Genomic DNA, 13,026 nt, shown 5'->3' on the forward strand with positions numbered 1-13,026 from the left:
GCCCCTACAGGAGCGCCGGAACCGGGTCGACCAAGGCCAGCACCTCGGTGAGCGAGCGGACCGTACGCCCGGCGAAGTTGGTGTCGGCATCGAAGACCAGGTGATTGGCGAGATCGGGAGCCGCCAGCCGGACCGGGGTCATGCCGACGGCAGCGGCGCCGGTGAGTTCGTAACTGCCACCGTCGCCGACGTAGAGGCAGTCCTGCGGAGCGACGCCGAGGCGATCACAAGCGGCCAGATAGATCTCCGGGTCCGGTTTGCAGACGCCCAGTTCGACCGAGTAGATCTGAGCGTCGAGCAGTGGTGCCACGGCGAGTCCGGGCAGGAAGGCCGGGAGTTCGTGGGTGCAGTCACTGACCACCGCGGTGCGTATGCCCCGGCTCCGGATAGCGGTGAGAGCACTGACCGCTTCCGGTCGTAACTGGGTGTCCGCCCGCAGCGCGTCCACCCTGGCCGGCATGGCCGCCCGGATCGCGCCGGGGCGTGGGCGGCCACCGGCCTGCTCGATCACCCAGCGTAGGGTGGCCTCCGCAGAGCCGTACCGGCCACAGGCCCGGGCACGGAAGGTTCGGTCGAGGACGCCGGTCACGGCCTCCGGGTCGGCACCGAGCGACCGGGCGATGTCGGCGTGTTGCGGACCACGCTGCACAGATCGGGTCAAGGTGCCGAAAAAGTCAAACACGACCGCACGGTACGCGGGCATGCAGATCGTCCTCCTGGACATCGAAGGGTGGAAACCGTCAGTGAGCCGTCGGTGACTGTAGCGAGTCCGTCACTGTCCGCCAATAGACAGTTACCAACTGTCCGGTATCACCCCGCAAGAAGCGATGGCCGGGGATGAATGTGCGCTCATCAGGTCAAGTGGCGGCCCCGACGATCCTGGCGTTGACCGTCGCGGTGCTGGCCGTCTCGTCGTCTGCGCCGCTCATCGCGTTCGCGGCCGCGCCCGCGTTGGCCATCGCGTTCTGGCGCAACAGCCTCGCCACGCTGGTGCTGACCCCGATCGCGCTGGGCCCGCGCCGCGACGAGGTCCGCCGGGCGTCGCGTGGCCGGGCCGGAATGTTCTGTGTGCTGGCTGGGCTGACCCTGTCCCTGCACTTCGCCACCTGGATGCCGAGCGTGCAGCTCGGGTCGGTGGCCACCGCGACCGCGCTCGTCGCCACCCAGCCGGTGTGGCAGGGCCTGATCGCGGCGGCGCAGGGCCGGCGGCCGTCGGGGGCCCAGTGGCTGGGCATCGGACTCGCGGTGGCCGGGGCGGCCTGGGCGACCGGCGTCGACCTCGGAGTCTCGGCGCAGGCCGTGTTCGCCGACGTGCTGGCCCTGCTCGGGGCGCTCGCGGCGGCGGTCTACACGGCGTTCGGCGAGCGGGCCCGGGCCGAGCTGAGCACCACCACCTACACCTGGATCTGCTACGGCACGTGCGGGATCGTGCTGCTCGGGGTGTGCCTGACGTTCGGCGTGCCGCTCGGCGGTTACGACGGCCGTACCTGGGCCGCGATCCTGGCACTCGTAGCCGGTGCCCAGTTGCTCGGCCACTCGATGTTCAACTACGCCCTGCAGCACACCTCGGCGACCACGGTGAGCGTGCTGATCCTGCTCGAGGTGCCGGGAGCGGCGTTCCTCGCCTGGTGGTGGCTGGGGCAGGTGCCGCGGGCCGAGTCGCTGCCGGGGTTGTTCCTACTGGTGGCGGGGGTGGCCGTCGTCATCCTGGGTCAGGCCTCTTTCAAGCTAATTCGTCGCTGATGTGATCAATTCTCCCGGTCGAGGGCGAAACGTCGACACTTGCCGCTCGTTGTCCCGGGCGGGTATTGAAGGGGGATGCCATGCATCGCGAACGAGTGGTCCGGCTGCTGCTCGCCGGGGCGCTCGTCATGACGGCTCCCGGCTGCGGCGAGGACACCGGCGGCGAGACCGGCCGGCGGACCGGGCTGACCGGCGGCTGGCGGACGGCCGGCTGCGAGTTCAGCCGGCCGGCGCAGTACACGACGGTCGGTGCGCGGCGCATGACGGTCACACCGCCGCGGCTCGCCGCCGCGATGGAACGGATCGACCGGGGCGGGCGTGAGCGTTTCGCCGCCAGCTTCGCGGGTCTCGAGGTCGATCAGACTCGGGTACGCGCCATCGTGTACCGGGTTCCTTCGGCGGCCTTCGACGACTTCATCCGGGCTGGTGCGGAGGACTCGTGCATCGTGGTGCGTGACGCCGCCCACGGAGTGGCCGAGCTCACCACCTGGCACGACCGGGTGGTCGCCGACCTGTCGTACTGGGTCGGGCAGGGCATCGAGATCAGCACCGTGGGCAGCCGGCACGACGGCGCCGGCGTCGAGATCGGCACCCCCGACATCGAGGCCACCCGCGGCGCTCTGCTGGCCCGCTACGGTGACGAGGCACCGCTGATCTTCGTCGAGGAGGGCCCGGTACGCCCGCTGTCCGCGGGCTGATCACACCACCTGCCGGGAGCCGGATTTCACGGTGTCGGATAGCGGTCGCCGGGAACGCCACAGTGACACGATGTTTGCCCCGGCTTGCCGGACCAGGCAGGATCGCCGCATGGTCTTCGACGCCCGTTCCACCGGGGGTAGCCCGTCCCGGCGCGACACCACACGCCCCGCCGCCGGACGACCACCACGCTCCGGCACGCCCGGCTCCGATCCGGATCGCCCGTCCGGCAATGACATGCAGGACCTCGTCGAGGCCGAGCTCGTTGAGGTGTCCGGCGACGCGCCGGTGACCCTGCGCCTGGACGGCAAGGTCGCCCTGGTGACCGGCGCGGGCAGCCCGGACGGCATCGGTTACGCGACCGCCCGCCGCCTGCGTGACCTCGGTGCACGGGTGGCGATCGTCTCCACCACCCGCCGCATCCACGACCGTGCCTCCGAGCTCGGCGTCACCGGCTTCGTGGCCGACCTCACCGACGAGTCCGAGGTCGGCGCCCTCGCCGACGCGATCTCGGATCAGCTCGGCGACGTCGAGGTGCTGGTCAACAACGCCGGTCTGGCGAGCCGGGCCAGCCCCGAGGTGCTCCGCCCGGTGGCTCAGCTCACCTACGACGAGTGGAAGGCCGAGATCGACCGGAACCTGAGCACCGCGTTCCTGTGCAGCCGCGCCTTCTGCGGCAGCATGTCGGAGCAGGGCTGGGGCCGGATCGTCAACCTGGCCGCCACCGCCGGACCGGTGAACGCGCTGCCCACCGAGGCTGCCTACGCCGCGGCGAAAGCGGGCGTGGTCGGCCTGACCCGGGCGCTGGCGATGGAATTGGTCGCCGACGGCATCAACGTCAACTGTGTGGCACCCGGCACGATCTACACGGCCGCTTCCACGGTGACCGAGATCAAGCAGGGCCTGGGTACGCCGATCGGCCGTCCCGGAACGCCCGACGAGGTCGCCGCCGCGGTGGCGTTCCTCTGCTCGCCGGCAGCCTCGTACATCACCGGCCAGATGCTGGTCGTCGACGGGGGCAACAGCGTCCGCGAGGCCCAGTTCCGCTGAGACGACACGGGTGGACCGGCCCCTGTCCGGGACCGGTCCACCCGTCGTGTCAGAACGTGGAGGAGTTCGCGGCCCCGGAGCCGATCGCCGCGATGATCACGACCACGTAGAAGATGATGCCCAGCAGGCCGAGCGCGCTCAGAATGTAGCCGACCCAGAGGCCGGCCGTGGCCAGGCCGTCGCCGTCCTCGCCGGTCTCCCGGATCTGCTTCTTGGCGACGTGCCCGAGCACCACGCCGACCGGCGCGCTGATGCAGGTCAGTACTCCGGCGACGGAACAGATCAGGGAAGCGATGGCCAGGCCGTTGGTGCGCTGTGCCGCGCCGTAGGGCGGGTACGGTACGCCGTAGGCGGGCGGCGGCTGGCCGAACGGGGACTTGTCGGGCGGCGGGTAGCCGGGCGGCGGACCGTAGGCCGGTGGCGGCTGGCCGTACGCCGGTGGCTGCTGCCCGTAGGCCGGCGGCGGGCCGTAACCGGGCGGCGGCGGGTACGCGCCGGAGCCGCTCGACGGTGCCGGACTCGACGGCGTGTAGGGCGGCGGGTACGGCAGCGTCGGGTCGTGTGGCGGCGGTTGCACCGGCTGATAGGGATCCGGCGGCCCGCTGGCCGGGGGATAGGTCATGGAACGTCCTCCTCGAGTCCTCGCACCGTACATGCGGTAGAGGACGCAGACAGCGTACGAGTGCGTGTCACCGTGAGACGACGGCTTTTCGACCGCTTTCCATACCCGGATCAGGACAGCCGGGTGTGCCGGCCGACCGCGCGTTCGACGGCGATGCACCGGTCCTCGACGTAGTCGATGCCGGCCTCCTCGGCGATCCGCCGTGCCTCGGCCGAGACGATGCCGCTCTGCAGCCACACCGCCGGCGCCTTCACGGTCACCGCCTGCCGCACCACCTCCACGGCGTCGCGCGACGGCCGGAAGATGTTCACCAGGTCGACGGGCTCGTCGAGGTCGGCCAGCGTCGGCACCGTGGGGATGCCGAACACCTCGTCCACGAAGGGGTTGACCGGGATGACCCGCCACCCGTGCCGGACCAGTTGCAGCGGCACGGTGTGCGCCGCCTTGAGGGGGTCGCGGGACGCTCCGACGACCGCGATGACCTGTGCCTCTGCCAGGATCTGCTGAGCACTCCGCATCCGTCGACTCTATGTCGTGACGCGGTTGGGTGGCTTCCCGTGCACGTCTCTCGCCATCCGGGCCCACCCCCTCACCGCACGTTCAGCGGGCCGCTTCGCCGTACGTTCAACGCGCCGCTTCACCGCACGTTCAACGCGCCGCTTCACAGCATGTCCAGCCGGTCGCTTCACAGCAGACTCAGCTGGTCGCCACGGGATGGCCGGGGACCTGGTCCGGCGGCCACCTCGCGGGCCGTGACCGGCGACGGCCGGTGCAGCCCGTGCCTGCGGGCCGCCATCCGGACCCGGGCGTTGATCTCGTCCTGGTAGGCCCGTGGAAGGTACGAGCCGTTGCCGAAGAGTTCCCGGTACCGCGGCCGCAGTTGTGGGTGCTCGCGACCGATCCACGCTGCGTACCACTCGCGGGCACCGGGGCGCAGATGCAGCGGAAGCGGGGTGACGCCGGTCGCGCCGGCCGCGGCGATCCCGGCCACGGTCTCGTCGATCGACTCCTCGGTGTCGGTGAGGCCGGGCAGGATCGGAGCCATCAGCACGCCGACCCGGAAGCCGGCGTCGGTGAGCCGGCGGATCGCCTCGAGCCGCCGGTGCGGGCTCGGTGTGCCGGGCTCGGCCGACCGCCAGACCGTCTCGTCCACGAAGCCGACCGAGAAGGACAGGCCCACCCGGGTCACCTCGGCCGCCTGGCGCAGCAGGTCGAGGTCGCGCAGGATCAGCGTGCCCTTGGTGAGGATCGAGAACGGGTTGGCGTGGTCGCGCAGCGCCGCCAGGATCTCCGGCATCAGCCGGTAACGTCCCTCGGCCCGCTGGTAGACGTCGACATTGGTGCCCATCGCGATCGGCGCACCGGACCACCGCGGTGCGGCCAGCTCGCGGCGGATGAGCTCACCGGCGTTCACCTTCACCACGACGCGGGTGTCGAAGTCGTGTCCGGCGTCGAGGTCGAGGTAGGTGTGCGTGTTGCGGGCGAAGCAGTTGTGACTGACCACGCCGTCGGCGATGAAGTCACCGGTGCCGGTCGAGATGTCGAACAGCGGCAGGGTCAGCCCGAGTTCCTCGATGTCGGCCACCGCCAGCCGCCGCTCCCGGCGCACACCCACCCCGGAGGCGTCCAGCGGCCGCATCGATGCCCCGGTCAGGTGCCGGAAGCGCAGGGCGGCCTCGAGGTGGCGCTCGGTCTCCACCCGGCCGGCACAGCCGGGGCGGACCCGGCCCGGACCGCGGGCGGCCAGACCGAGACAGGTCAGCGCCTCGGCCACCCGGCGAAGGTAGGCCGCGTCGCCGCTCTCGAACACCACGGCCAGCCGGTCGGTGCGGCCCACCGCGCCGAAGGCTCCGGCCAGGAACCCACGGAACCAGTCACCGGTGGGCATCTCCGGCCAGCGCACCGCCTCGGTGAGGGAGACGTCGTCGAGGTAGCCGTCCGCCCGGATCCAGGCGTCGCTCTCGACGGCCGTCCCGGCGTCGGCCGCGTCGCCGCGGACCAGGCCGCAGACGAAACCGGCCTGATAGTCGGGGGACTCCTTGGGCGGGTCGGCGAAGCGGCCCACACCGAACATCAGGTCACCGACGGCCAGTGCCGGCTGGTGCGGCTCGGCGGGGCTGACGTGCCGCCAGCCGCGGTCGGTCAGGAATCGGTGATCGCCGCTGGACACCAGGCGGGTGCCGTCGGCCAGGGTGACCCGGAACGCGGGCTTGGTGGTCTGCCAGTGGTCGAGCACGGTGGTCGGCACATAGCGGCGGTGCGCCCCGGCTCCCATGGTGCCCATCACCGAGTCACCCGGCCGGATCTCGGCGAGCGGCCGGGTGGAGCCGTCCGCGAGCAGGATCGGGGTGTCACCGGCGAGGCAGTAGGTGCATGCGTGGGAGCAACCGCGATAGGGGTTGACGGTCCACTCGAACGGCACGCTCGACGTACCTGGAACCCGGTTGATCAGGGATTTCGCGCGAACCTCGTAGAAGGTCATGCCCGCGAAGCCGGGTGTGTCGAAGGTGCGGACGGTCGCGTCGGGCAGCGCCAGCGGCAGGGGTGGAGCCGCTGGCACTGCCCTGTCCGGGAGCGAGCCGTCGTCGGGCCGAGCCGACAGGTTGGACCATCGCATGGCCGCTATTCGAACACATGTTCTAGATCGTGTCCATGACCTTCCTCGAACAGGTGTACAAACAGGAGCGTACGACGAAGGCCCGCGGATCGGGTGATCCGCGGGCCTTTCGTTCAGACTTTCGTCAGCTGCGCGCCGTGGCCGGCTCGTCCTTGGCCGGTGCCTTGGCAACCTCTGCGGGAGCCTTGGTGGCCTCGGCCGGAGCCTTGGTGGCCTCGGCGGGCTCGCTGTGCGCGCCCTTGCGGTGTGCGGCCATCTGCTCGCGCACCTCGTCCATGTCCAGCTCCTCGACCTTCTCGATCAGGCTCTCGAGGGCCGGCTCGGGGAGCGCGCCAGGCTGGGCGAAGACCACGACACCGTCGCGGACAGCCATGATCGTGGGGATGGAGCGGATGCCGAACTTCTCCGCGAGCAGCTGCTCGGCCTCGGTGTCGACCTTGCCGAAGGTGATCTCCGGGTGCTTCTCCGAGGAGCGCTCGTAGGTCGGCGCGAAGCGGACGCAGGGCCCGCACCAGCTGGCCCAGAAGTCGACCAGGACGATGCCGTCCTTGTTGGTGACCTCGTCGAAGTTCGCTGCGGTCAGCGTAACCGTCGCCATGATGCCTCCGTCTGCGGGAATCGCTTTCGTCGGGTGAAACTCCGGGTACCCACTCATCATTCCCGTCCCGAGCGTCCCGACACGTGTCGTGCGGCACCTCTCGGGCGTGACCCGGGTCCGTACCCGCAATCGACACGGGCGCCTCATCGTAACTGAAAGTAGGCGCTTGGTGTCTGGTTGCTGACACGATCGAGTTGGTGTTTCCGTCCATGATCGTGTGATCTAGGTGATTTGCCCAGGCCGTGCCGCGACTATGGGAGCGATCCCGACGGGAGTCTAAAACAGTTAACTAACCTAAAAGTGAGCTGGCTCACAATTGAAAGTCCTTCACATGGATACGCACGGTAAGGCAAACTCTTTCCCAACAGAGCGTGGGCGGCGGGTGCCGGGGAGGGCCCCGCCGCTCATTGCGTCTCCTGCCGAATTCTCCGGCGCCTGTTCCCGTGTCGTCTCCGGGTGCGTCTCCCGTTGTCGATCACCTCGCGATGACCTCCGGACGAATCGGTAGCCTAACGCCCCATGACCACGGGCGAGGACCAATTCACCGAGGTCGGCGTGGGCCCGTGGGAGGGCGAGCCGCCGACCGGCGACCACTGGGATCCCGAGCTGCTGGCTCACGGGGACCGGCGCAATGTGGTGGACCGGTACCGCTACTGGACCCGCGAGGCCGTGGTGGCCGATCTCGACACGCGCCGTCACGGGTTCCATGTGGCGATCGAGAACTGGCAGCACGACTTCAACATCGGCACGGTCGTACGGAACGCGAACGCCTTCCTGGCCGCGGAGGTCCACATCGTCGGCCAACGGCGGTGGAACCGGCGCGGCGCCATGGTCACCGACCGGTACCAGCACGTGCGGCACCACCCTTCGATCGAGGACTTCGTGGCGTGGGCCGCCGACGCCGACCTGCCGATCATCGGCATCGACAACCTGCCCGGCTCCCGCCCGATGGAGACGACCGTGCTGCCGGCGCGCTGCGTGCTGCTGTTCGGTCAGGAGGGGCCAGGCCTCTCCGATCCGGCGAGGAAGGCCTGCGCCGAGCTCTTCTCCATCGCCCAGTACGGCTCGACCCGCTCGATCAACGCCGGTGTGGCCAGCGGCATCGCCATGCACGCCTGGATCCGGGCACACGCCGGCCCACCTCCCGGGTGACCCGGATCGGCCTGTCTTCGGCCGATTCGCTTGACGCCGCGCCGCGCGACCAGCACGGTATGGAGTGTGGGTGTCACGGTGAGTTGCCCTAGATGCGCTGCTCAGGTCCGGAAGCCGGATCTGATGCACAGCAGCTGGCGGTGCGACAACTGTGGCGACGTTCCGCCGTTCCACGTAGCCGAGCACATCAGCGCGGAGATAGTCGGAACGGTGCTGCGGGAGTCGGCGTCGAGCGCGGAGCGGATACCGCTCTGGTGTCCCTGGCCGCTGCCGTCCGGGTGGATGGTCACCGGGGCGGGGTGGTCGGGTGATGACCGCTTCGGGGTCCGGGCGACGGTCCTCGCGTGTAGCGGTCCGGAGCCGCTCGGCGGCGGGCCGGCAGACCTGGTCCTGATCGCTGAGCAGCCCGGTGTCGGCCTGGGTACGCGATTCGCCGGGATACCCGGGATCGATCCCGGACACCTGCTCTCCGAGGCTCTGGCCGACCGTGGTTCACACGCCGGTCCACATGCGAAGATCAAGGCGGCTGGGCATCCCACTCCACTGTGGTGTGTCAAGTCACCCGAGGATCGCAGCGCCTACGTGAGTGAGGCAAAAGGAATGTGGCTCTATGCGGTAGCGTGGCCCGCGAGCGCGGGCTATCTTCTCGCGGAGCACGTCGTCCTGCACGACCTCTCCGAGGGCGTGCCGCCTGAGCTCGTGTTCGGAGCGCCGTCGCCCTACCTGCATGGCCGCGCCTAATCCCTAGGTGGTGACCTGCAGCTATGGCAATCGACTTTCTGGCCACTTTGTTCACACCAAGCGACGAAGCTGATACCGTCAGTATTGCCGCGGCGCTGAACGCAACCCGCACCGGAGGAGAAGGCCCGCCATGATCAAGAAGGTTCTCACCTGGCTTGGCATTGCATTCTTGATCTTCTTCATCGCCTTCAACCCGAGCTCGGCCGCGGCGGTGTTCGAGTCACTCGGAGGCACGATCGCCGACATCGCCGAGGGCTTCGGCACTTTCTTCACCGACCTCGTCGCATAGCATCTCTACATGGATCCTGGTGAGCCGCGCGACCCGCGAGGTGAGGGTGCACGTCGCCCTCAGGACGACGATGAGAGCTACGGGTGGAGAGACCCCGCTCTGGACGACGATCCTGATTTCACGGACGCCGATCCCTATGCGGACGATCCGGCGTATGCGCGGCGCCGCCGCTCGCCCGACGACGTCTTCGACGAGACGGACGAGTACGAGGCGCCCAGCTTCACCGCCGAGGAACTCGAAGGGCTCGACCGCGGCGGTGGGCCACGGCGCTTCCTCCCGCTGGAGGACGAGCCGACCACACTGGTCGCCCGCTACCTGTTCCCCACCGAGCGCTATCGCGGCGAGTGGAAACGGCACTGGATCCACCTCGCCAAGCCGATCGGCATCGGTGCCGGGGCCACACTTCTTCTCGGCTACCTCGCCGGCTTCCTGACCAAGCAGGACATCAACGGTCTGGTGACCGTCGCCGTCCTCATCTGGCTCGGGGTGATCAGCTGGGTGGCCTGGGAGGTCTTCGACTGGTACTTCGACAGGTTCATCCTCACCAACAAGCGCGTGATGGTGGTCAACGGGATCATCACCCGCAAGGTGGCGATGATGCCCCTCCTGCGGGTGACCGACATGAAGTACGAGCAGTCCGCTCTGGGCCGCATGCTCAGCTACGGGACGTTCGTGCTGGAGTCGGCCGGTCAGGACCAGGCACTGCGCGAGGTCAAGCACCTGCCCAACCCCAACGAGCTCTACCTGCGCGTGGTCGAGGAGATGTACGAACCGCAGGCTGTCGAGGCGCGGCTCGGCAAGGACGACGAGGGCGACGACGCCTGAGTCGGTGGTGCCGCCATCACGGGTGACGGCCGGCGGTAGCGTGACGGTGATGACCAGTATCGACCTGCACTGTCACTCGACCGCCAGCGACGGCACGCTCACCCCGGCCGGACTGGTCCGGGCGGGGGTCGCCGCCGGGCTGGACGTCATGGCGATCACCGACCACGACACCACCGGCGGCTGGGCCGAGGCCGCCGCGGCCCGGCCCGAGGGCATGCGGCTGGTGCGCGGCGCCGAACTGTCCTGCCGATGGCACGGTGTGGAGCCGGGGATCCCTCTGCACCTGCTCGCCTACCTCTTCGACCCGGCCGAGCCGGTGCTCGCCGGTGAGCTGGCCCGGCTGCGCGAGGACCGGGAGCAGCGCGCCGAGAAGATCGTCATCAAGCTGCGCGCCGACGGGGTGCCGATCACCTGGGAAGAGGTGTACGGATACGCGGCCGGTGGCTCGGTGGGGCGGCCGCACATCGCGCAGGCGCTGATCAGAGCCGGTCTCGTCACCACCACCAGCGAGGCTTTCGCGTCGGCGTGGCTGGGCGCGCGTTACTTCGTACCCAAATCTGATCTTGATGTTTTCGATGCCGTGCGGGCCGTGCGGGAGGCCGGTGGGGTAGCCGTGTTCGCGCATCCCCGGGCCTCGAAACGCGGGCGGGTCGTGCCGGACGAGCTGATCGTCGAGCTGGCCGAGGCCGGTCTGTTCGGCCTGGAGGCCGATCATGAGGACCACTCACCCGCCGAGCGGGCCCAGGTGCGGGCGCTGGCGGAACGGCTCGGCCTGGTCGTCACGGGATCGTCCGATTTCCACGGTACGCACAAGACGGTCCAGCTCGGTGCTTTTCAGACACGGCCCGAGGCGTACGAGAAGATCGTCTCCGCCGCGACCGGCGTGCCGGTCCTCGGGTGACGCTCGCCGCACCGGCCTACGTCGTTGCGGTGACGACCCCTAACCTGCTCGGGTGAACCTCAAGCTGTTCGGCGAATTCTTCGTGACGCTGCTGGTCATCGTCGACCCGCCCGGCATGGTCCCGGTCTTCCTCGCGCTGACCGGCTCCCTGCCCGCGAAAGCCCGCAACCGGGCCGGCACCCAGGCCGTGCTGCTCGCCCTCGGCGTGATCATCGGCTTCGCCGTCGCCGGACAGACGCTGCTCGACTACCTGCACGTCCAGCTTCCCGCCCTGCAGGCCGCCGGTGGTCTGCTGCTCGTTCTGGTTGCGTTGCAGCTGCTCACCGGCAAGACCGACGAGCCGGCGGAACAGGCCGGCACCAGCAATGTGGCCCTCGTGCCGATCGGCACCCCGCTGCTGGCCGGGCCGGGCGCCATCGTCGCCACCATGCTCTTCGTGCAGCGGGCCGAGGGCCCCGACGAGTACCTGGTCCTGGCCGCCGCGATCCTCGCCGTGATGGCCTGCGTCTGGCTGGTGCTGCGCTTCTCCGGTGTCATCGTCCGGCTGCTGCGTCCGGCCGGGATCGAGGTTCTCACGCGCATCGCCGGGCTGCTTCTCGCCGCCATCGCGGTTCAGCTGATCGCCGACGCTGTGTTCGCCTTCGTCAAGACGTACTCCGCCCTGCCCTGAGACTTGTTCTTCGCCCTGCTTTTCTTGTTCTTCCTCCGCCTCCGCCCTGCGCCTTCTGCCTCCGGCCTTCGTCAACTTTTGTTCCCCGCTTCCCGTCACCCTCCCTCCGGTGTTTTGTCCTTTTCGTTCCTTGGGTCGGCAGGGCGGTCGTGCGGTTTTGTCAGGGGGTGCTGGCAGGATGGTCGCGTGCCCCCCACTCGTTCCCGTGCCACCAGGTCAGCGGTTCCCGAGCAGCTCGGCTTCGCCGGCATGCCCGAGCGGCTCTTCGTCTGCACGCCGAGCAAGCTCGGGGCGTATACGGACTGCCCACGGCGATACCGATACTCGTACATCGACCGGCCGGTCCCGCCGAAGGGCCCACCCTGGGCGCACAACTCCCTCGGCGCCAGCGTGCACACCGCGCTGAAGAACTGGTACTCCTTGCCCGCGGAGCGCCGCGCGGCCGAGGCGCTGCCCACCCTGCTCAAGGCGACCTGGGTGCGTGAGGGTTACCGCGACGTTGACCAGGAGCGGGCCGTCTACCGCCGGGCGCTCGACTGGCTGGAGAGCTATGTGGCGACCCTCGACCCGGAGGACGAGCCACTCGGGGTCGAGCGCGTCGTCGCCGCCAAGACCGCGGTCCTGGCACTGAACGGCCGCGCCGACCGGATCGACACCCGGGTCGGTGAGGCCGGGCCCGAATCCGTGATCGTCGACTACAAGACCGGCCGCTCCGGGCTCTCCGCCGACGACGCTCGCGGATCACAGGCGCTCGCGCTGTACGCGTTCGCCGCCGAGCGGATGTTCCGGCGACCGTGCCGTCGCGTCGAGCTGCACCACCTTCCGACCGGCACGGTGGTGGCCCACGAGCACACGGAGGAGTCCCTGGCCCGGCAGGTCCGGCGGGCCGAGGAGACGGCACAGGACATCATGGCCGCCGAGAAGGCCGTGGCGGCGGGTGCCGATCCGGACACGGAGTTCCCCGTCAATCCGGGTTCACTGTGCGGGTGGTGCGACTTCCGCAAGGTGTGCCCGGCCGGAGCCGAGGCCGCGGCCAAGGACCCATGGACGGCCGTCGAGCACCTGAGCCCGGCGCCGGGCGTGGGCGGGCAGGCCGGCTAGCGCGGCGACCACCAGCCTTCG

Annotated in this window: 14 protein-coding genes and 1 pseudogene; 10 read left to right on the forward strand and 5 right to left on the reverse strand. The window is 69.7% G+C overall.

Annotated features, from left to right (window positions below):
* Positions 1 to 4: 4 nt before the first annotated feature.
* Positions 5 to 703, reverse strand: coding sequence for an HAD family hydrolase (locus tag CLV67_RS04780; protein ID WP_106315921.1), 699 nt, complete (start codon positions 701 to 703; stop codon positions 5 to 7).
* Positions 704 to 837: 134 nt separating this feature from the next.
* Here CLV67_RS04780 and CLV67_RS04785 point away from each other — a divergent pair, with 134 nt between their 5' ends.
* The 3 genes from CLV67_RS04785 to CLV67_RS04795 all read left to right on the forward strand — a co-directional run bounded on the left by CLV67_RS04785 (position 838) and on the right by CLV67_RS04795 (position 3,489).
* Positions 838 to 1,743, forward strand: coding sequence for a DMT family transporter (locus tag CLV67_RS04785; RefSeq protein WP_106315922.1), 906 nt, complete (start codon positions 838 to 840; stop codon positions 1,741 to 1,743).
* A gap of 80 nt (positions 1,744 to 1,823) precedes the next feature.
* Positions 1,824 to 2,441 (forward strand): hypothetical protein, encoded by a 618-nt coding sequence (locus CLV67_RS04790; RefSeq protein WP_106315923.1) that lies wholly within the window; start codon positions 1,824 to 1,826, stop codon positions 2,439 to 2,441.
* A 109-nt stretch (positions 2,442 to 2,550) separates the two neighbouring features.
* Positions 2,551 to 3,489 (forward strand): SDR family NAD(P)-dependent oxidoreductase, encoded by a 939-nt coding sequence (locus CLV67_RS04795; RefSeq protein ID WP_106315924.1) that lies wholly within the window; start codon positions 2,551 to 2,553, stop codon positions 3,487 to 3,489.
* Positions 3,490 to 3,538: 49 nt separating this feature from the next.
* On the opposite strand, the gene CLV67_RS04800 is transcribed toward CLV67_RS04795, so the two are convergent.
* The 4 genes and pseudogenes from CLV67_RS04800 to trxA form a co-directional block, all read right to left on the reverse strand.
* Positions 3,539 to 4,111 carry a DUF4190 domain-containing protein gene (locus tag CLV67_RS04800; protein ID WP_106315925.1) on the reverse strand — a complete coding sequence of 191 codons (573 nt, stop codon included), beginning with the start codon at positions 4,109 to 4,111 and terminating at the stop codon, positions 3,539 to 3,541.
* 110 nt (positions 4,112 to 4,221) lie between these two features.
* Positions 4,222 to 4,629, reverse strand: a complete 408-nt coding sequence (locus CLV67_RS04805; protein WP_106315926.1) for a CoA-binding protein — start codon at positions 4,627 to 4,629, stop codon at positions 4,222 to 4,224.
* 167 nt (positions 4,630 to 4,796) lie between these two features.
* On the reverse strand, positions 4,797 to 6,728 hold the full coding sequence (locus CLV67_RS04810; RefSeq protein WP_106315927.1) for an intein-containing Rv2578c family radical SAM protein: 1,932 nt from the start codon (positions 6,726 to 6,728) through the stop codon (positions 4,797 to 4,799).
* A 244-nt stretch (positions 6,729 to 6,972) separates the two neighbouring features.
* Positions 6,973 to 7,326: pseudogene (trxA, locus tag CLV67_RS04815) on the reverse strand (thioredoxin); the annotation flags it as partial.
* A gap of 519 nt (positions 7,327 to 7,845) precedes the next feature.
* Here trxA and CLV67_RS04820 point away from each other — a divergent pair.
* From CLV67_RS04820 to CLV67_RS04845, 7 genes are all read left to right on the forward strand, one after another.
* A complete protein-coding gene (locus tag CLV67_RS04820) occupies positions 7,846 to 8,478 on the forward strand; it encodes a TrmH family RNA methyltransferase (protein WP_106315928.1) in 633 nt (210 codons plus the stop codon).
* A gap of 78 nt (positions 8,479 to 8,556) precedes the next feature.
* Positions 8,557 to 9,219, forward strand: coding sequence for a DUF6758 family protein (locus CLV67_RS04825; RefSeq protein WP_346265166.1), 663 nt, complete (start codon positions 8,557 to 8,559; stop codon positions 9,217 to 9,219).
* Positions 9,220 to 9,349: 130 nt separating this feature from the next.
* Entirely contained in the window at positions 9,350 to 9,508 is a 159-nt protein-coding gene (locus CLV67_RS51680) for a hypothetical protein (protein ID WP_170153748.1), read from the forward strand.
* A gap of 9 nt (positions 9,509 to 9,517) precedes the next feature.
* Positions 9,518 to 10,333: a PH domain-containing protein gene (locus CLV67_RS04830; protein WP_106315930.1), complete on the forward strand. Its 816-nt coding sequence runs from the start codon at positions 9,518 to 9,520 to the stop codon at positions 10,331 to 10,333.
* 46 nt (positions 10,334 to 10,379) lie between these two features.
* Positions 10,380 to 11,234, forward strand: coding sequence for a PHP domain-containing protein (locus CLV67_RS04835; protein WP_106316432.1), 855 nt, complete (start codon positions 10,380 to 10,382; stop codon positions 11,232 to 11,234).
* A 52-nt stretch (positions 11,235 to 11,286) separates the two neighbouring features.
* Positions 11,287 to 11,904 carry a MarC family protein gene (locus CLV67_RS04840; protein ID WP_106315931.1) on the forward strand — a complete coding sequence of 206 codons (618 nt, stop codon included), beginning with the start codon at positions 11,287 to 11,289 and terminating at the stop codon, positions 11,902 to 11,904.
* 249 nt (positions 11,905 to 12,153) lie between these two features.
* Positions 12,154 to 13,005, forward strand: coding sequence for a RecB family exonuclease (locus CLV67_RS04845; RefSeq protein ID WP_106315932.1), 852 nt, complete (start codon positions 12,154 to 12,156; stop codon positions 13,003 to 13,005).
* The last annotated feature ends 21 nt before the right edge of the window (positions 13,006 to 13,026 follow it).

Source organism: Actinoplanes italicus (assembly GCF_003001815.1).
Classification (GTDB): domain Bacteria; phylum Actinomycetota; class Actinomycetes; order Mycobacteriales; family Micromonosporaceae; genus Actinoplanes; species Actinoplanes italicus.